We start from the raw sequence: 18,588 nt of genomic DNA, 5'->3' as shown, positions 1-18,588 counted from the left end.
ATGTAAAAATAATTTGACTCTATGTTAAAAATATCTAACATTACTTTTATAAGTAATGGAGGTTAATATGCCATATCGGGAGAAGATTGCATGGTTGTCATTGGGTGCAATGATAATCGCATACGGAATTTATTTTACGTTTGTTATCGTTGCCAGCTTGAATAATAAGCCAATTACCGATTTAACAACGCTTATTTTATTCACAGAAATTGTTGCAATACAGGTTGCGATTTTAATTGTTGGGCATCTCTATTTCCGCTTTAAAACCCCAATTGATGCCAAAGCAAAAATGGACGAGCGTGACCGCGCCATTTCCCAAAATTCTATGAGTGTTGCTTATTATGTTCTAATGGCAGGTATTATCATGGTTGGCATTGTATTGCCATTTTTGGGAACGGGGTGGAAAATTGTAAATTCAGCATTATTCATGATTGTTATTGCCGAATTTGTTCAATATTCACTGGTTATTTGGGGTTATAGAAAAGGCGCATAATTATGGGTAAAATTACAAATAATATCCGCACATTGCGCTTTATGAATGGTGAAATGTCTCAGGGCGAATTAGGCGAAAAAGTTGGCGTAACCCGCCAAACCATCGCAGCCATAGAGACGGGGAAATATTCCCCGTCTCTTGAGGTTGCTTTCAAAATCGCCGGCGTTTTCAATGTTACGCTTCTTGAGGTTTTTGGTTGGGAAATATCTAATTAGATAGATTATTCCACCAACTCCCGATATGCGCGCCATGTAACATGACCCAACCAAGGGAAGATTACAATCAATGGCACAAAGGCAAAAAACGCCGATAAAACTAGCATGACAGCAATTACAAAGGCCCATGAAAACATTAGGGTTTTATTGGCCATAACAGCGCGGTAAGATGTTGCCATTGCTGTAAAGGCATCAATTTCACGATCATAAGTAAGTGGGATTGAAACCGCCGAAAATACAAAAGCAATTATCGCCAACATTGCGCCCAAAATTGTTCCCACAACAGCCATCATCATGCCTTGGGGTGTATTAAGCACAAAGTTTATAAAGTCATTATGCCCCATCATATCGCCCGAACCATAGGTAAAGGCATAAAGCAAAGTTGCAACCCGCAACCATACCAAAACCATAAAGCCAAGGAAGAAGCCAATGAACGCAATTTGCGAACCAGATTTTGGCTTGAATGGCGCTTGATACAAATCATCAACCCGCGCCCAATTTTCCAAACCGCTTGAAATTGCATAAATCAATGACGCAATAATTGGCGCGGCAAAGGCAAACGCCCCACCCGCAACCGGTATCATCGCGGCATAACCGGAAAAATAAAGTGCCGAAATGATTATAAGTGAAATCGCAACCACAAGACCGCCAACCTCAAAACTTGGCGTACGGCTTCGTTTTAAATCAGACCAACCATCCTTTAGCCATTGCCAATGTGAATCACGGGAAAGTTTGCGGATTTTTAACCCGCCCACGCCGGCGGTATTTAGTGTACCGATAATCATTTCTCTCTCCTGACATTATATTCGCGCTTTGATGCGTTCTTGGTTTAATGCGACATATTGCCTCACTAAACGGTGATTTTGTCAAGTTAAAAAACGATAAATCAATTAGATTTTTTATATTTAAATTTTTACTTAAATAATGCCGCAATAAAATCGGCGATTTTGGGCGTTAAAGCACCCAAAGTAAAAAGCCCAAAGGCAATAAGAATTTGCGGTAATTTTATCATGTTTCTTCCCTGTTATTAATCGCATAATAACAGGGAAGCATTGACCTTTACAAGCCCGTCATGGCTTCGACTTCTGGCGTATACGCCAAGCTATCTTGTTATGCGGGTTTCACCCATTGACTGCAATACTGATTGTAGCGCAGCGCCAATTTGTGAAGATCCAGTCAAATCGAAGTAATAAGGTGGTTTAGTTGCACAACCTTCAAGCAAGCTATCATCGCCTTCTTCAAGTTTGATAACAAACATTGTAATCCCCAAATCCTTCGCGTTTTGACATGCCAATTTAGTACGTGCGTTAATTGTGCTTGCACTTGATGTCCAACGGTTTTTGGTATTCGCACCATCTGTTACAAGGATGATGGTTTTTCTGGTTGATTTATCGCTAAAGGCGGCGCCGTCACTATATGGTAATGATGGTGACAATACCTCCATTGCAAACTGCAAACCAATTGTAATGTTGGTATTACCTGCTGGCTTTAATGCATCAACTTTTGCGTTTAGTGCGTCAAAATCTGTGGTAAGCCCCATAACAGTTTCCAACGGTTCATAATCGCATAATCTTGCGGTGTACCATGTTGATTTATCACCTGGCTTTGCCTCTGCGGCATCGGTATCATGCGGTTGGTCACGGTCATAGATACAACCTGTCCATAAATCCTTATGATCCGGTGTAGCGGGGTGGAACCCTTTGCGTTGAGTGCTAGAGTTATAATTTGTATAGTTCCAAGTAATATCATTTGAATTGCCATACACTTCATAAGTACCAGCAAAACCATTAGATAGCGCCGGAATATATGTCATATAATTCGGCATCTTGGTATATTGAGCACCAGGGTTCGAATTATAATTGCTTAGGTTTGCCTGATTTGTGTAAACGGTATATGATTCATTGGTTAGCTTTTCTGATGAATTACTTGAGCTACAATGATAACCAGTTTCATCGGTATATGAATTATTACAAGAACCACCATAATATGACCATTTAGCGCTTTGAACATAAATGGTATATTTGCCGTTTATCATCTCATAAGATTTTGCAACCTGATAATAAGTTGCGTTTGAGCCAGACCATGTAACCTTGGTTTCATAATAAACGGCATTATCATTACAAGCCACACGATTGGTTGCGTTTTTACACATTGCATCGCGTTGCGCAAATGCCACCCAGCAACTAGGCCATGATGTTGAGCCTTTTGTGCTGTCACAGCCATACCAAGTGTCCGCACTGCCATAATTCACATTATTATATGATGTTGATGGCTGCATCTTAACCATTGTATTGAATGGCACGATACCAACCTTTACATTGCCATTGGCACTTTGCGGTTGCAATTGGCTTAAAACGTTTTTAACGGCCGCTTTTAGGTTCACCATACGGTTATTTTGCGCCATTGAACCAGTGGTATCGAGAACAAAAACAATCTCATTTGGCCCCATCGCTGCGGTTGCGCCAGAGCTGGTTTTAATATCAAATTTATCGATGCCAATAACACCGGCAAAAATTGAGTCCAGCTTTGCATCAACTACAAGACCCATCATTTCTGTGCCGTTTTCGGTATATTTACCGATTGTGATATCACCAACTTGTGCATTTGCACCGATAGATGCTTTAACGAAATTCTTTGCATAGGCTACGGCATCGGCATCGCTACCGCGACCATTTGTTGTGTTATCAATTGCGGCAGCATCTGTTGCGGCCTGAAGCTGTTGTTTAGCGTTTGTGATGCGCGCAATCTCAACGCCAGTTGCGATGAAACCCGCAATTGGAATACTCGCAAGCGCAAATAAAATTGCAACGTTCGCGCGGCTATTTTTTGATAGTTTTATAAAGCCACGCTGTAATCTTGCCACATACTCCATGGCAGTTTTTAACGCATACATATTTTCAACCCAACTTATTATATTGCCCAGTTTATTATTTTATCTACTAAAGTATCAATACAATGTTTAATTAATGTTAAAAATATAGATTAAATACAATTAATTTTATAAAAGATTTGGCGACATATTTTCCACCAAATCAAGTAATATATAGCGCATTTACATTATAGTTATACTTAATAAATCGCAAATATCATATATTCATACAATATAGACTTGTTAATATTTGAAAAATATTCATTTATACTATATCTATAAATAATAAAAAGGGGCGAATGACGCCCCCTTTTTGTAGCTTTAAAACAAAACTATATTTTAAGTTACCGCGTTTATTAATTCAAAACGCTGGCATCATAGTCTTTATCAAAGTTCAACTTGCCTAAATTCTCTTTATCAAGCGTAAAATGAGGAACCGGCAACGTATTTTTTCCCTTATACCCGCCCATAAGTTTTACAATGCGCGCATAAATAACTTTTAGATAATTCACAAAAGATGGTGAATTTTTAAAAGACGGCTTCAAGCCAAAATAACGGCGAAGACAGCCATTGGCATAAAGCGTGTTGGCACGTATCAAAGCCTCGGTTGTCAAAAATTCGGTTGAGAAAGAGACATTGACGCAGTCGTGGTTTTCAATGCGATGCGGTGCATTTTGCCGCCATGTTAGAAGCTCACCTGGTTTTAAATCATGAATTAAAAGGCAATCATTATCCCATTCTGGTTTTGGGCGTAATTGCTCGTCCTTTTCTTTGATGGCGATGCTTTCCATCTGTTCATCAGTAAGGTAAGGATCTTCTGGCGGATATAAATAAACTTTTTTAGTTCCGCGAATTTGCACCAATAAAACCAATGGCATATCCGCATGATAATAAACCTGTGCATTGGGCGATGAAATCAACATACCCATGTCATGTTTGAAGGTATTTACGCCAGTCTTTTGTTCAATTTCATTGAATAAGGCTTCGCAAACTTCGTTTACTTCGGGTGCGGCCTTATTTGTGCCGCGCAAGTTAAGCCAGATGCGACCGTTCTTTACGGCCTCCATAAGTTCGGCCCCGCTAAGGTTATTGTGGCGACCAAGGCACCATTGCCCCCAACCATGCGGATCTTTGCCCATTGTGAAAACTTCTAATTTATCGCGTGGATAAGCATCAAGGATTTTAATAAGCCCCTCGTCCGAAAAAATCGGATGCTCATGAAGGTTATGCTTCACCAAATAATCATCATGCGTAAAGTTTTTAAGAGTGTCCTGTTCCCACTCGATAATATTACCCATTACATACTCCAGAATTATTTTAATTTTTTATCCGCTTTGCGGCATTGGCCAATGCAAAACTGATACCCTTTATTCTCCCCGACAGTTCAAGTTCCAGACATGCAATCTGGTCGATGCGACGCCTTAATTTATTATGTATCTTGCCAATTTTGGTTTCTTCGTTCCAAATCTCATTATCCTGCTTGGAAACAAGCCCTGTACGGCAAATCTTGCCATGCCGAACCAGATGTGAATCGTTGGAAAACGTTGATTTATAACGGCTTTCGCCAACCGAAAGATCGTAATAATCAATACCTTGCTCTTTTAAGACATCCAAAATTTCAACCAAGAAAATCTGCCCAGGCGAATATTGGAAAAAGTCCTGATCATAGGTCGCAATCCATGGGTGCATACGTCGCCCAATACGCGGCCCGAATTGGAAGCAAATTGGCGTTTCATGGGTCATCAAACTTATCATGCAGCCGTGATATTCAGGATCTTTGGAAAAGAATAATTTTTCCATCAATTTTTCGACCCATTCAGGCGCCAAGAAATCATGCACGCCAGTGTGAACGGTTTGCGCGCGTTTAAATTCAATCATTTTGCGGAAGTGTTCTTCGCTTTTATCATTAAAAATAAAATGCTCTTCGCCATAATCATCAATCAAATGGCGTTTAATCCGGCGATAGTTTTTTTGGTGCTTTTTACTAAGACTATTGGGAACAACATCAGATTTTACATCAATGCCATATGCCAATTCCTCTTCACCCTTTATTGTGCCGCAAACACCATATGGGTCAACGAGGCCGATAACTTGCAATCTATCTATTCCGACCGCCTCCAAGGCATCGGGAAGGCTGATTTTTGCGCCTTCGTATGAAACAAATGCGGTATAATCCGAAAATGGCGCCCCCGCAGGTCGCGCAATTTTTGACGAGCGTTTATGAAGCGCCAAAAACCCAACCGGCACATCATTTTCACGCGCCACAAGAACCTCAACATCACCGCGAATTTCATCTATAATTGCGCTAAATTGTGGTAATAATACTGGTGAAGCAAAACGCATAGTTTTGGCACACATATCGCGCCAAATACTTTCTTCTTCTTTTGTAATATTGCTTCTTTTTATTAGTTTATATTCAACCATATCTTTTCCCATGACGAACTTTGTCTCATAAATGGGTAAAGATAGGGTTATTACGCAACAATAAAATTACATTTGGGTAAGGTTGGGGAAGCTAACGCGCCTTCAACTCACTTGGATCAATGTGGTATGTTGTATTGCAAAATTCACAGCGCGCGTGGATTTGCCCATCGTTTTCGATTAAAAACTCTGTATCCTCTTTTGGCATTTGCGACATCAAAAGCACCAATTTCTCACGGTTGCAGGTGCAACGCGCAAGCAAATATTTCGGTTTAAACACCACAATTTCATTTTCGTGATAAAGGCGGTGCAAGATTTCCCCCGGCGCAATTTCGCGATCAAGCAATTCATCTGGTGATAGGGTTTCAAACTTCATCACCGCTTCATCCCACAAATCTTCGGTAACACCGCGCGTAATATCTGCGGCGACGCGCTGTATCATAAAGCCATAGGATGACCATTCGGCGTGCTTATCATCTGATTTACGTGCCGCAAGAATGATTTTGCTTGGGATTTGTTCCGATTGCATGAAATAGGTTTCTGCAAGCTCGGCAATGCTATCGGCCTCAATGGCAACTTGCCCCTGATAACGTTCCATACCCGCGCCTTGATCAATGGTAATAAGCAAAATGCCCATTCCAAACAGGTTTGGGAGAGTATGCGGTAAGCCCGAATGGGAAAATTCATCATAAAAAACCGGACGGCGTTTGACCATACCGCGCAAAGTGCCATCGGTATTAAATTCGGCAACAATGAATTCAAGCGGGGTTTCTTCGTTTTGATATTCGGCACGCAATTCAACAATCATGCGGCCATTAAATTTCAATGATGCGCCACATAGCGCCGAAAGCGCCAACATCTCACCCAAAAGCCGCCCCAATTCATCGGGCAAAGCATGACGGGTTATAATATCATCAGCCGTTGCAGGGCCAAGGCGCACCAATTCTCCGCGAACTGCTGCCCCTTCAAACACAAAACTGAAGGCAATATCATCTGAATTTATAAAAATATCGTGCGAAGCATCATCCATGCGCAAATAATACACTTATTTTTTTATTTTACGCAAATAGTTATTTCTCAAGACACCAGCGTAAAACTGCCTTTTGCGCATGAATACGGTTTTCGGCTTCGTCAAAAACCTTAGAAGAAGCGCCATCAATTACGGCATCTGTTACTTCTTCATTACGGTGTGCCGGAAGGCAGTGCATGAAGATTGCACCATTATTTGCCTTTGCCATCAATTCCTCATCAACTTGATAAGGGCTCAATGCCTGCATGCGCTCACTAACATTGGTGTCGCCCATAGAAACCCAAGTATCGGTAACCACACAATCAGCACCAGTAACCGCAAGTGCGGCATCGGTCAAAACCTCAATCTTGGCACCTTTGGCAATAGCTTTATTGACGATTTTATTATCTGGCTGATAACCAATCGGACATGCGGCCACAAGCGAGAAGCCGAAAACAGCCGATGCCTCGATGAAAGAGGTCAAAACATTGTTGCCATCACCAACCCATGCAAGGCGGGCATCTTTTAAATTAAGCCCCGCCTCTTCCACGGTCATCAAATCCGCCATAATCTGGCATGGATGTGATTTATCAGTAAGGCCGTTAATCACCGGAACAGACGCCCAACGCGCAAGTTCGACCAAACTTTTGTGTGAATTTGCCCGCAACATAATTGCATCCACCATGCGTGAAAGCACACGCGCAGTGTCGGCAATGGTTTCACCACGCCCCAATTGCGAAGTGCTGGTTTCCAGCAATACCGCAGAACCACCGAGTTGACGCATCCCAACATCAAATGAAACGCGGGTTCGGGTTGAGCTTTTTTCAAAAATCATCGCCAAAATATGCCCCGCCAAAGGCGCACCATTGTCGTGCGCCCCTTTGGGCATGCCGATGCGCGCATTTTTCATATCATGCGCCATTTTTAGAATATTTTTAAGCTCGCTCGCGTCGATCGCGTCAATGTCAAGAAAATGTCTCACGGTGGGGGAGGCCTTTTATTTGTTTTTTAATTCTTCTCTAGTTTCAGCAAGCGCCTTGTCAAGAATTGCAACCGCCTCTGAAACGTCGTCTTGGGTAATGATTAATGGTGGAACAACCCTTAACACATTACCGCCGGCAACCGCAACCAAAAGACCATTATTAAATGCCTTGGTGCGAACGATTTGTGGATCAATCGTCAATTTAATACCACGCAACAAACCTTTGCCGCGCACTTCTTCGATTAATTCAGGATAAGTATCTTTTAAACCCTCAAATGCTTGGGCAATTGAATTTGCCATTGCATTTACGTTTTCAAGGAATTCAGGCTTGGTGATTTCGCCAAATACCGCATGACCAACCGCCATCGCAAGTGGGTTACCACCAAATGTTGAACCGTGAACACCTTTTACCATGCCCACAGCCGCTTTTTCAGTGGCAAGGCACGCACCCATTGGGAAGCCGCCGCCAATACCCTTAGCAGCCGCCATAATATCAGGGGTAACACCAGACCATTCGTGGGCAAATAATTTACCAGAACGACCAGCACCAGATTGAACTTCGTCATAAATCAAAAGAATGTCATTGGCGTCGCAAAGCTCGCGGATGCCTTTTAGATATTCATCAGTTGCGGCACGGCAACCACCCTCACCCTGAATTGGTTCAAGAATGATACCAGCGGTTTTTTCGTCAATCATTGCTTTTAGCGCATCAAGGTCGCCAAATTTGCATTGTTTAAAGCCAGGCAAAGCAGGACCAAAACCATGAAGATAGTTTGGATTTGCCGCCGCATTGATACCGCCATATGAACGACCGTGGAATGCACCATCAAACCCGATAATATCAATCTTCTCAGGCTTACCTTTTTCAAAATGATATTTACGTGCAGTTTTCAAACATGCTTCAATTGCCTCGGTACCAGAGTTGGTAAAGAAAACCACATCAGCAAAAGTGACAGATGTCCATTTTTCCGCCAAAGTTTTTTGCAATTCAGTTTGGTATGAATTGGAAACGTGCCATAATTTATTTGCCTGTTTAGTCAGCGCATCAACCAAAATTGGGCTCGCATGGCCAAGGCAATTAGTAGCAATACCGGCAACAAAATCTAAATATCGGTTACCCTTGTCATCAAATAATTCAACACCGCGTCCCTCAACAAAATTTGCTGGTGACGGTGGATATACAGGCATCAAAGGCGATTGCGACATTTACTCTCTCCCAATAAAAAGTTTTACAAAAAGTTTTTTGAAAAACTTTACTATAAAAACAAAATTGGCGACAAAATATCATCGCCAACAAACAATATAAATTTTGTGGAAGCTTGTTACCAATCAATCCAACAAGCCGCATCTTTTAGCCCTTATAACTGTAATTTTCCAGTGTTAATTTTCGTTATAACAGACTTTTAACAGTTGAACTTAACTATTCTAAAGCCTATATAAATCAACGTTTACCAATCATTAACCAAATACTAGATTTAGAGATTAGTTCCCGTGACCGTGATTTGCCTGTGGAAAAGTTCCTTACTAGGGCTTGTGGTTGGATAAAAGTTTTCATACGATAAATTGTATAATGAAGAGGTCAAGGTACAACAAACTGCACTCTTCGTAAAATCGCCTATAATACTATATATTGTTGTATAACTGATGGGGTCTTTTTATGAGCTGGACCGATGAACGGGTTGAGACGTTAAAAAAATTGTGGATTGATGGACTATCCGCAAGTCAAATTGCTAAACAATTGGGTAGTGTGACCAGAAACGCCGTTATTGGCAAAGTTCACCGCCTTGGCCTTGCAGGTCGTGCCACACCGTCACGCCCAGCGAAGCGACCAACGAGACCTGCACGTCCGGCAGTTGTGGCAGAAGCACCACCAATTAAAAAGGTTGAAGTTAAAGAACCTGTTGTTAAACCTGTTCTTGAAGAGCCTGTTAAAATCCATACCGAAGCGGCATTTACCAACCTTCGTGACGAGAGCCGTGCAAAATCTGGCAAGCTACTTAGCGTGTTAGAACTTGGAACCTGCATGTGTAAATGGCCAATCGGCGACCCTACCGATGCTGAATTTGGTTTCTGTGGTGCAAAGACCCACGGTAACTGGCCATATTGCGCAGAACATGGTGCGGTTGCATACCAACCACAGCTAAGCAAAAACAAAGGTGCTGCACAAGGTCAAACCATTACAACTGCGGTTGATACCGAAGAAGAAGCAAAAATCCGTAAGGCGCTTTAATCCGTCTTCTAATTCAAACAAAAAAAGGCTTGGGAAATTCCCAAGCCTTTTTTGTTGCGCAATTATATTATTTATAAAGGCTTGTCTTCGTCTTCAAGCAAAATCCGGCTGGCATCGCCTTTTGGATCTTCATATTGTCTGTTTTTTACGGTCCAAATAAAGGCAACCATTGCCAGACCCGCAACGCCAAAAGCAATTGGAATTAGAAAAATTAGGGTTTCCATATTATTCCTTTAGCCCCACTTATTTTTTATAAAGGCGCAATGCATTCAAACTAACAATTACTGATGACATTGACATTGCAAATGCGGCAATTGGCGGGGTAACAAAGCCAAAAATAGCAATTGGCACGGTTATCAAATTATAAAATGCCGAAAACCAGAAGTTTTCAAGAACCCGTGATTTTGCCATACGGCTAACCATAATGGATTCATAAACTGAATTCAGATTTTCACCAGAAAACACCATATCAGATGCCGATTGCGATGCATCAGCCGCCGCACCAGGGGCAATTGAAACCAATGCCTTGGCAAGTGCCGGCGCATCATTAAGGCCATCACCAACCATAAGAGTTTTACGACCTTGGGCATTTAATTCATCAAGGCGCGCCGCTTTGTCAAATGGGGATGCTTGGGCGGTGAATTTTTCAATTCCCGCAGCCTTTGCGGCGGTCTCTACCGCACCTAATTTATCACCTGATAAAACCTCGATACCCAATCCCAACTTTTTCAATTTGGCGATTGTTGCAATGGTATCGTCGCGCAAAGTATCAGAGAAAGCAAACCTAACCGGCATATCATCGCCTTTGCGATACCACATTTCGGTTTCGCTATTATCCGATTGCGCACCAACCCATTCGGCACGCCCCATACGAACTTTGACACCGTCAACATCGGCCTCAACGCCAAATCCGGGGACTTCTTGGGCATCTTTAATGCTTGGCCCAGGGCCAGCAAGGCGGGCAATCGCCCGTGCAAGTGGGTGCCGTGATGCCCGCGCAAGCATTGCCGCCGCCGCAAGGTTTTCATCACTGATTTCACCACGATTAATAAGGTTGGGCTGACCACGGGTTAGGACACCGGTTTTGTCAAATACGATATAATCAATATTTGCCAAACGCTCTAGGGCGTCACCAGATTTCACCAAAACACCATTTTTAAATAAGCGGCCACTTGCCACCACCTGCACAGCAGGAACAGCAAGACCAAGCGCACAAGGGCATGTAATAATCAAAACCGCGCAGGCATTCCAAATAGCGACTTCAAAACCTTTGCCGGCGATAAGCCAACCGATAAAAGTTAAAAGCGCCGCGCCGTGCACCACAGGAACATAAAGCTGCGCTGCCTTATCCGCCAAACGAACATAAACCGATTTTGATTGTTCACCGGCCTCAACAAGGCGGGCAATTTGCGCCAAGAAACTATCATCGGCAACCTTGGTTGCCTTCATAAGCAGTTTGCCAGTAAGGTTTAAAGAGCCAGCGCGCAAATGGCTATCGATGCCAATATCAATTGCTTGTGTTTCACCTGTAATAAGTGAAAAATCACCTTGTGAAACGCCCTGAATAACCACGCCGTCAACCGGAATTCTATCACCCGGTAGGATTTCAATAATTTCGCCTTCTTTAACTTCAGAAACTTTGACCGATTTAATCGTGCCATCACCCTGAATTACGTTTGCGGTAACCGCCTGCAACGCAAGAAGTTCTTGGGCGGCAATACGTGATTTCTGACGAAGTTTATGATCAAGATAGCGACCGATAAGCAAGAAGAATTCAAGCATAACAATCGCTTCAAAAAACGTATGTTCGCGGAAGTTTGCGGTCGCCCATAGGCTAAGCGCAGCCGTAAGAATAAGCGCCAATGAAATTGGCACATCCATATTTGCATGGCCTTTTTTAAGGTTTTTCCATGCACTAGAAAAGAATGGAATGCCCGCATATGCGCCCGCAGGAATAGCAATCATGGCCGCAAGCCAATGAAAGAATGTCCGTGTCCCCGGCCCCATTTCACCAAAAATGCCAGCAAGCCAAACCGGCTCAACCAACATCATGACGAACATCATTGATGCGCCCGCCACGGTCATATAAATTAATAGCTTCTTGGCCTCGGTATCGCTAACGCTTTGGGCAATGTCACTTTGGAATGGAATTGCGCCATAGCCAAGGTCAATAATCTTTTGAACAATTTTGGCGGGGTCAAGATTTTTATCATGCCAGCCCGCAATGAAACGACCAGTCGAAAGGTTTAGGCGCGCCTGTTCAATACCAGGGATTTCGCTAACGCCGCGCTCAATTTTACCAAGACAATTTACGCATTTTGCGCCTTTTACAAGTAGTTCAAGGCTATATTCGCCTTTGTCACCTTTGCGCACAAATGCTTTAGGATCTGCTGCACTTCTTTCAGGTGCAGCAATATCCAAACCTGATGGACAGCCACGTGCCTCATCAAAATTATTTCCTGCTAACGTATTGATAGCGACGTCTCCGTAGTAAAGTCCGGCTCACCGGCTTTGGTTGCTTTTGCTTCAAAAAGCCATTTACCAGGACCAAGTTGAGGAACAACCGCCTCATAAATTCCGGTTTTCACTTCTTTGAATACAAGCTTATGGTCATCTTTATTTTCGGTATTGCGATAAAGAATACCATTCATATTAAGACCGGCAACTGGCTGATTTGCTTTATCAAGCATTTGGGCGGTAAATAGCGCATCACCACCCGCGCCACGCTTCATTGACAAGGTCATATCCCAGCCAAGGTTTTTTTGTTTTTCACGCGTTTCAAGGGTCTCGTTGAATTTCAACCCTTCCATATAGGCGTGTTGAATTTCACCGGAATTAGTAGAAATTGCCTTGTAAATGAAAATACCATTTACGGTAAAGACAATCCCAAATCCAACGATGAAAATAGTAAGAATATGCCAACCCGTAAGCGTGCCTTTGCTCGCGGCGGGGTTGGCGTTTGTTTCTGGTAAATCAGTAGGCATATTTACCATATAGCCTACTCTGTTCCGGTAATAAAGACGGATTTTGAAGTAGCAACTTCTTTAGTTTTCAAGTCACGTACTTTAACTTTAATATTTATGGATTTACCCTTTTGTTGCTCTGGTTGGGCAACCATAAACATACGAACAACTGAAACTTTATTAGGTTTTGTTTCCATCAAAACTTCATTGTTTTCAATCTTGCCTGTTTCCGCTTCTAGGTGACCATCTGTCACGCCTTCGATTGAGACGGCAACATTTCTGTCCGCACCCGACATATTAAGAATCTTTAATGTGTAGGCATTGCGAACACTTCCGTCAGAAAGGGTAACAAACAACGGTGCGCGGTCTCTAATAACGTTCACGCCCATAGTATGGCGGGTTAATAGACCATATAGGATTGCGCATGAAACAATTGCAAAGATAGTGCCATAGAAAATCGTTCTTGGACGAATGAAATTAAATTGGCTCGTTTGACCTTTTAGACGACGATTGATGTTGTCTTCTGTGTCATAACCAATCAACCCTCTTGGACGACCAACTTTGTCCATGATTTCATCACAGGCATCGATACAAAGAGCGCAGTTAATACATTCAATCTGTAAACCTTCACGAATATCAATACCAGCAGGGCAAACCGCGATACATTGACGGCAATCAACACAATCGCCACGACCTTCCCAGCTTTGACCTTTTTTATGTGGACCACGAGGTTCACCACGGTCATGCTTATAGGTTACTGATAATGCTTCATGGTCAAGCATTGCCGCTTGGATACGCGGCCATGGGCACATGAAAGTACAAACCTGCTCACGCAATGTTCCCGCAAGTGCATAGGTTGTAAATGTCAAAGAGCCAGCAAAAACATAGGCTGAAAAAGGTGCTTTACCAGTTAAGAAGCCACCCAAAACCTCATAGGCATCGTTAAAATACATAACGAACCAGCCACCGGTCATTAATGAAATAATCAACCAGACCGTATGCTTGCCAATTTTACGCCACGCCTTATCAAAAGACCATGGTGCTTTATCAAGGCGGATACGTTGGTTACGATCGCCTTCAAATAATTGTTCAACCCAAATGAATAAATCGGTCCAAACCGTTTGCGGGCAGGCATAGCCACACCAAACACGACCAAACAATGATGTTGCAAGGAAAAGACCAACACCAGCCAAAATCAGAAGACCGGTAATATAATAAACTTCCTGTGGCCAAATTTCGATTGGACCAAAATAAAAACGTCTATGTTCAAAGTCAGCCAATACGAATTGGTCAGAACCAGAACCTTCACGTGGCCAGCGCAAGAATGGAAGAATATAATAAATACCCAAAAGGACAGTTAGAACCGCCCATTTAAGCTTTCTGAATGTACCCGAAATATTCTTCGGATAAATTTGTTGGCGTTTATTGTAAAGCTCGCGGGTCTTGGCAGAGTTAACCGCACTTACATTTTCCTGAACCACACCTTCAGCTGAGTGGACAGTATCTTTTTTTTCGTGATTATCAATTGTAGTATTCATGATGCCACTTATTAATCTCTAGAAATGGTGTTTACCATTAGACAGAATGACGCGGGTCGCAGGATATATGTATTTATTGACCGCAATATTATTATTCTAAAATACCTTACTTAAGAAAAGGTTTTTATATCCCTGAAATAGCAAAAGCGGCATTGGATTCCAATGCCGCCTTCGCATAAATTTTAATAGACTTACTGTCCACCACCTAATGAGTGGATGTATACAGTCAATGCATCAATAGTGCCTTCATCAAGACGTGCTTCCCAAGTAGGCATCACGTTACCACGACCATTATAGATCTGGTTGTGGATGTCTTCACGAGTACCGCCATATAGATAAATCTTATCAGTAAGGTTAGGCGCACCTTGAAGGTGGTCACCGGTACCAGTTGCACCGTGGCATGATGAACATTGTTCTTGGAACAATGGCGCACCAGCAGCAGCAGCTTTTGCATCCGCACCTTTTACGCCAGACAAAGTCATAACATAATCAGTAAGGTTATTGATTTGAGTTGCGTCAAGCAAGCCATCAGTACCAAAATGTGGCATTTGGCTTAGACGTTCTTGTGCGTGACCAGAACGAATACCATACTGAATAGTTTGTTTGATGCCGGCATAAGTGCCGTCCCAAAGCCAATCATTGTCTGCAAGGTTTGGATAACCTTTTGAACCCTGACCACCTGCACCGTGGCAAGTTGAACAGTTGTCACCAAATGTTGCTTTACCTGCTTCTTGCGCAAATTGGAACAATTCAGGATTGTTCTTAACTTGATCAAGAGGGGTTGCAACCAATTTAGCAAACAATGGTGCACGTTTGTCTTGAAGAGCTTTAACTTCTGCATCAACACGGATACGGTCAACTTTAACCGTGTCAGGTAATGCAGCAACTTTTAGACCGTGCGTATAGTCGTTAAGCATAGGCCAAGCAGGCATAACTAACCAATATACTACTGCCCAGGCAATACAGCCGTATAATATATACAACCACCAACGAGGCAACGGGTTGTCTAATTCCCGAATACCATCCCACTCATGACCGGTGGTTTCAACGCCAGAGTGATCGTCAACTTCGCGTTTTCCCATTACAATTCTCCAATCAGATGACTAACCTTATAAAGGTCTATCATCATCTTTGTCTTCCAACGGCATATGCGCCGCTTCATCGAATTTTGTTTTGTTCTTAGGCCAGAGGGCGTAAATACATACAGCGAGAAATATAACTACAAAGTATATAGATCCGCCCTTCTGAGCAAAAGCCGCAAGGGCTTCGTACGACATCCTAACGGATACCATCAGCTTTCTTAGGTTCATAAGTTGAGAAATCAACCATAGTACCCAAGACTTGAAGGTATGCTACCAAAGCATCCATTTCAGTAACTTTTGTTGGATCACCATCAAAGTCACGAACGTTTACTTTGCCGCCATAGCGGGTTTGAAGACCAGAGCTGTCAGCATTTGGATCTGCTTGAGCCATCAAGTCATCTTTCGCGCTTGCAATATCTTCTTTGGTGTAAGGAACACCAACGATTTTATTGGTATTGATGTCATCTTGAATGAAAGTTGGATTAACCATCTTAGTTTTCAAGAATGCATACGGAGGCATAATAGACTCTGGAACAACCGAACGAGGGTTGGTCAAGTGTTCAACGTGCCAAGCATCTGAATATTTGCCGCCAACGCGCGCCAAATCAGGACCAGTACGTTTTGAACCCCATTGGAACGGATGGTCATACATAGACTCTGCAGCCAATGAATAGTGACCATAACGTTCAACCTCGTCACGAAGAGAACGGATCATTTGTGAGTGGCATGTATAGCAGCCTTCACGAACGTAAACGTTGCGACCAACCAATTCCAAAGGTGTATAAGGACGAACGCCTTGTACTTTTTCAATGGTTGACTCGATTTTGAAAAGTGGTGCGATTTCGATAAGGCCACCAATGCTTACCATGATAATAATACCAAGGAGAAGAACTAGAGAGTGACGTTCAAAAACACCATGTTTACTTAATAATGACATATTTCAATCCCCCCCAATTATTCAGCTGGAACCGCTTTAGCTTCAGCAGCTGCAGCAAGAGGTTCTTTTGCAGCGATGTCGCCTTTTGCAGTACGCCATAGGTTATATGCCATAATCGCAGCACCAGTGGTGAACAACAAGCCGCCAAGAGCACGGATCATATAGTAAGGTTTCATTGCTTTAACAGTTTCAACGAAGCTGTATTCCAAGAAGCCAAACTCGTTATAAGCACGCCACATTAGACCTTGCATGATACCAGATACCCACATTGCAGTGATGTAGAACAAGATACCGATGGTAGATAGCCAGAAGTGTACTTCAACCAATTTAACTGAATACAAGCGTTGGCGTTTCCAAACCCAAGGGGTCATGCAGTATAGAGCACCGAAAGATACCATACCAACCCAGCCAAGAGCACCAGAGTGAACGTGACCAACGGTCCAGTCAGTGTAGTGTGACAATGAGTTAACCGCACGAATTGACATTGCAGGACCTTCGAATGTTGACATACCGTAGAATGCAACAGAAGTAACAAGCATACGAAGAACTGGGTCTGTACGTAGTTTGTCCCAAGCGCCTGAAAGTGTCATAAGACCGTTAATCATACCACCCCATGAAGGCATCCAAAGGATGATTGAGAAAGTCATACCCAAAGTTTGAACCCATTGAGGCAACGCAGTATAGTGAAGGTGGTGAGGACCAGCCCACATATAAGTGAAGATCAATGCCCAGAAGTGGATGATTGACAATTGGTAAGAATATACCGGACGTTCCGCACGTTTTGGAACGAAATAGTACATGATGCCAAGGAAACCAGCAGTTAGGAAGAAGCCCACCGCGTTGTGACCATACCACCATTGTGTCATTGCGTTCTGAACACCAGACATCAATGAATATTGCTTAGAAGACCAAACGTTTGCAGGAACTTCTAGGTTGTTTACAAGGTGAAGGATCGCAATTGTTACGATAAACGCAAGATAGAACCAGTTCGCAACATAAATATGTTGTTCTTTACGTTTCCAAATAGTTCCAAGGAAGGTTACAAGATACACAACCCAAACAACTGTAATCAAAATATCGCTGATCCAGTTTGGTTCTGCATATTCTTGACCGCCAGTAACGCCAAGTACGTAACCAGTAGCAGCAGGAACGATTACAAGGAAGTTCCAACCCAATGTAACAAACCAAGGAAGCAAGCCACCGAAAATACGCGCGCGGCTGGTACGTTGAACTACATAAAAGCTTGTAGTGATAAGAACGTTACCACCGAATGCGAAAATCACACCAGAAGTGTGAACAGGGCGCAAACGACCAAAGTTTAAGAAACCAAATTCTTTAAAATAAAGGAACTCTGGGAAAGCAAGCTGGGAAGCGATAATCACGCCAACCAACATACCAACAACACCCCAGAAAGTTGCCGCAAAAATACCAACTTTGATGAGTTCATCATCATAGCGGCTTTCGTCAATTGCCAATTTTCCTTTTGACGCTGCGAATGCAATGCCGAAAAGACCTAAAGCAAAAAACAATGTTAACTCAACTGCCATGACCCTCATTCCAAGATCATGTGCAAAAGCCGTTGCCGCAACACCCCAAAGCAAACCAAGAGCAGCTAGAAGAGCGACAACATAAATGTCGATTCTAACCCCTGGTTTACCAAAGCCTGTCAATCGCAACGGTGCAGATTGTGTAGCATCAGTCATTGAACCACCCCTAATAAATAACACATAGATTCCATCCGTATAATACTACGGTGATGGAAATCAACCTTTCCAATGCGCTATTTTTAATATTAATGGGACATGACTTAATGTCGCATCACGGTTTTTTACTGCTATTGGGAAAAATT

At 42.7% G+C, this 18,588-nt stretch carries 18 protein-coding genes; 3 read left to right on the top strand and 15 right to left on the bottom strand.

The window, feature by feature from the left end:
- Positions 1–67 precede the first annotated feature (67 nt).
- Both KXV15_RS04520 and KXV15_RS04515 read left to right on the top strand, forming a co-directional pair.
- Positions 68–493, top strand: coding sequence for a hypothetical protein (locus KXV15_RS04520; protein WP_240006961.1), 426 nt, complete (start codon positions 68–70; stop codon positions 491–493).
- Positions 494–495: 2 nt separating this feature from the next.
- A complete protein-coding gene (locus KXV15_RS04515; RefSeq protein WP_240006960.1) occupies positions 496–708 on the top strand; it encodes a helix-turn-helix transcriptional regulator in 213 nt (70 codons plus the stop codon).
- A gap of 5 nt (positions 709–713) precedes the next feature.
- Here the strand turns inward: KXV15_RS04515 and KXV15_RS04510 are convergent, their stop codons facing one another.
- The 7 genes from KXV15_RS04510 to KXV15_RS04480 form a co-directional block, all read right to left on the bottom strand.
- Entirely contained in the window at positions 714–1,493 is a 780-nt protein-coding gene (locus KXV15_RS04510) for a DUF2189 domain-containing protein (RefSeq protein ID WP_240006959.1), read from the bottom strand.
- A gap of 317 nt (positions 1,494–1,810) precedes the next feature.
- Positions 1,811–3,580: a vWA domain-containing protein gene (locus KXV15_RS04505; protein ID WP_240006958.1), complete on the bottom strand. Its 1,770-nt coding sequence runs from the start codon at positions 3,578–3,580 to the stop codon at positions 1,811–1,813.
- A gap of 353 nt (positions 3,581–3,933) precedes the next feature.
- Positions 3,934–4,875 (bottom strand): cupin-like domain-containing protein, encoded by a 942-nt coding sequence (locus KXV15_RS04500; protein WP_240006957.1) that lies wholly within the window; start codon positions 4,873–4,875, stop codon positions 3,934–3,936.
- A 19-nt stretch (positions 4,876–4,894) separates the two neighbouring features.
- Positions 4,895–6,001 (bottom strand): GNAT family N-acetyltransferase, encoded by a 1,107-nt coding sequence (locus tag KXV15_RS04495; RefSeq protein WP_240006956.1) that lies wholly within the window; start codon positions 5,999–6,001, stop codon positions 4,895–4,897.
- Positions 6,002–6,092: 91 nt separating this feature from the next.
- The gene (gene hslO, locus KXV15_RS04490; protein ID WP_240006955.1) at positions 6,093–7,028 is read right to left on the bottom strand and encodes an Hsp33 family molecular chaperone HslO; all 936 of its coding nucleotides are present in this window, start codon (positions 7,026–7,028) and stop codon (positions 6,093–6,095) included.
- Between the two features lie 40 nt (positions 7,029–7,068).
- Positions 7,069–7,989 carry an ornithine carbamoyltransferase gene (gene argF / locus KXV15_RS04485; RefSeq protein WP_240006954.1) on the bottom strand — a complete coding sequence of 307 codons (921 nt, stop codon included), beginning with the start codon at positions 7,987–7,989 and terminating at the stop codon, positions 7,069–7,071.
- 15 nt (positions 7,990–8,004) lie between these two features.
- Positions 8,005–9,195 (bottom strand): aspartate aminotransferase family protein, encoded by a 1,191-nt coding sequence (locus tag KXV15_RS04480; RefSeq protein WP_240006953.1) that lies wholly within the window; start codon positions 9,193–9,195, stop codon positions 8,005–8,007.
- Positions 9,196–9,646: 451 nt separating this feature from the next.
- Here KXV15_RS04480 and KXV15_RS04475 point away from each other — a divergent pair, with 451 nt between their 5' ends.
- A complete protein-coding gene (locus KXV15_RS04475) occupies positions 9,647–10,219 on the top strand; it encodes a GcrA family cell cycle regulator (RefSeq protein WP_240006952.1) in 573 nt (190 codons plus the stop codon).
- A gap of 71 nt (positions 10,220–10,290) precedes the next feature.
- On the opposite strand, the gene ccoS is transcribed toward KXV15_RS04475, so the two are convergent.
- The 8 genes from ccoS to ccoN all read right to left on the bottom strand — a co-directional run bounded on the left by ccoS (position 10,291) and on the right by ccoN (position 18,442).
- Positions 10,291–10,443 (bottom strand): cbb3-type cytochrome oxidase assembly protein CcoS, encoded by a 153-nt coding sequence (ccoS, locus tag KXV15_RS04470; RefSeq protein ID WP_240006951.1) that lies wholly within the window; start codon positions 10,441–10,443, stop codon positions 10,291–10,293.
- 19 nt (positions 10,444–10,462) lie between these two features.
- Positions 10,463–12,640 carry a heavy metal translocating P-type ATPase gene (locus KXV15_RS04465; RefSeq protein WP_240006950.1) on the bottom strand — a complete coding sequence of 726 codons (2,178 nt, stop codon included), beginning with the start codon at positions 12,638–12,640 and terminating at the stop codon, positions 10,463–10,465.
- 41 nt (positions 12,641–12,681) lie between these two features.
- Positions 12,682–13,212, bottom strand: a complete 531-nt coding sequence (locus tag KXV15_RS04460; RefSeq protein WP_240006949.1) for a FixH family protein — start codon at positions 13,210–13,212, stop codon at positions 12,682–12,684.
- Positions 13,213–13,217: 5 nt separating this feature from the next.
- On the bottom strand, positions 13,218–14,720 hold the full coding sequence (gene ccoG, locus KXV15_RS04455; RefSeq protein ID WP_240006948.1) for a cytochrome c oxidase accessory protein CcoG: 1,503 nt from the start codon (positions 14,718–14,720) through the stop codon (positions 13,218–13,220).
- 191 nt (positions 14,721–14,911) lie between these two features.
- Positions 14,912–15,802, bottom strand: coding sequence for a cytochrome-c oxidase, cbb3-type subunit III (gene ccoP, locus KXV15_RS04450; RefSeq protein WP_240006947.1), 891 nt, complete (start codon positions 15,800–15,802; stop codon positions 14,912–14,914).
- Positions 15,803–15,829: 27 nt separating this feature from the next.
- On the bottom strand, positions 15,830–15,997 hold the full coding sequence (locus KXV15_RS04445) for a cbb3-type cytochrome c oxidase subunit 3 (protein ID WP_240006946.1): 168 nt from the start codon (positions 15,995–15,997) through the stop codon (positions 15,830–15,832).
- A gap of 1 nt (position 15,998) precedes the next feature.
- Positions 15,999–16,739 (bottom strand): cytochrome-c oxidase, cbb3-type subunit II, encoded by a 741-nt coding sequence (gene ccoO, locus KXV15_RS04440; RefSeq protein WP_240006945.1) that lies wholly within the window; start codon positions 16,737–16,739, stop codon positions 15,999–16,001.
- Positions 16,740–16,756: 17 nt separating this feature from the next.
- Positions 16,757–18,442 carry a cytochrome-c oxidase, cbb3-type subunit I gene (ccoN, locus tag KXV15_RS04435; protein WP_240006944.1) on the bottom strand — a complete coding sequence of 562 codons (1,686 nt, stop codon included), beginning with the start codon at positions 18,440–18,442 and terminating at the stop codon, positions 16,757–16,759.
- Positions 18,443–18,588: the final 146 nt, after the last annotated feature.

Origin of the sequence: Pseudaquidulcibacter saccharophilus (assembly GCF_019455445.1) — a bacterium.
Lineage (GTDB): Bacteria > Pseudomonadota > Alphaproteobacteria > Caulobacterales > Aquidulcibacteraceae > Pseudaquidulcibacter > Pseudaquidulcibacter saccharophilus.
This window is presented reverse-complemented; position numbering and strand designations above follow the sequence as displayed.

Bases quoted from the DNA above. Each gene is read 5' to 3' on its own strand.
- ccoG (WP_240006948.1), bottom strand. From the start codon at position 14,720: ATGAATACTACAATTGATAATCACGAAAAAAAAGATACTGTCCACTCA.
- KXV15_RS04475 (WP_240006952.1), top strand. From the start codon at position 9,647: ATGAGCTGGACCGATGAACGGGTTGAGACGTTAAAAAAATTGTGGATT.
- KXV15_RS04500 (WP_240006957.1), bottom strand. From the start codon at position 4,875: ATGGGTAATATTATCGAGTGGGAACAGGACACTCTTAAAAACTTTACG.
- KXV15_RS04495 (WP_240006956.1), bottom strand. From the start codon at position 6,001: ATGGTTGAATATAAACTAATAAAAAGAAGCAATATTACAAAAGAAGAA.
- ccoO (WP_240006945.1), bottom strand. From the start codon at position 16,739: ATGTCATTATTAAGTAAACATGGTGTTTTTGAACGTCACTCTCTAGTT.
- KXV15_RS04515 (WP_240006960.1), top strand. From the start codon at position 496: ATGGGTAAAATTACAAATAATATCCGCACATTGCGCTTTATGAATGGT.
- KXV15_RS04510 (WP_240006959.1), bottom strand. From the start codon at position 1,493: ATGATTATCGGTACACTAAATACCGCCGGCGTGGGCGGGTTAAAAATC.
- KXV15_RS04460 (WP_240006949.1), bottom strand. From the start codon at position 13,212: ATGGTAAATATGCCTACTGATTTACCAGAAACAAACGCCAACCCCGCC.
- hslO (WP_240006955.1), bottom strand. From the start codon at position 7,028: ATGGATGATGCTTCGCACGATATTTTTATAAATTCAGATGATATTGCC.
- ccoN (WP_240006944.1), bottom strand. From the start codon at position 18,442: ATGACTGATGCTACACAATCTGCACCGTTGCGATTGACAGGCTTTGGT.
- KXV15_RS04445 (WP_240006946.1), bottom strand. From the start codon at position 15,997: ATGTCGTACGAAGCCCTTGCGGCTTTTGCTCAGAAGGGCGGATCTATA.
- ccoS (WP_240006951.1), bottom strand. From the start codon at position 10,443: ATGGAAACCCTAATTTTTCTAATTCCAATTGCTTTTGGCGTTGCGGGT.
- KXV15_RS04520 (WP_240006961.1), top strand. From the start codon at position 68: ATGCCATATCGGGAGAAGATTGCATGGTTGTCATTGGGTGCAATGATA.
- KXV15_RS04480 (WP_240006953.1), bottom strand. From the start codon at position 9,195: ATGTCGCAATCGCCTTTGATGCCTGTATATCCACCGTCACCAGCAAAT.
- KXV15_RS04505 (WP_240006958.1), bottom strand. From the start codon at position 3,580: ATGGAGTATGTGGCAAGATTACAGCGTGGCTTTATAAAACTATCAAAA.
- ccoP (WP_240006947.1), bottom strand. From the start codon at position 15,802: ATGGGAAAACGCGAAGTTGACGATCACTCTGGCGTTGAAACCACCGGT.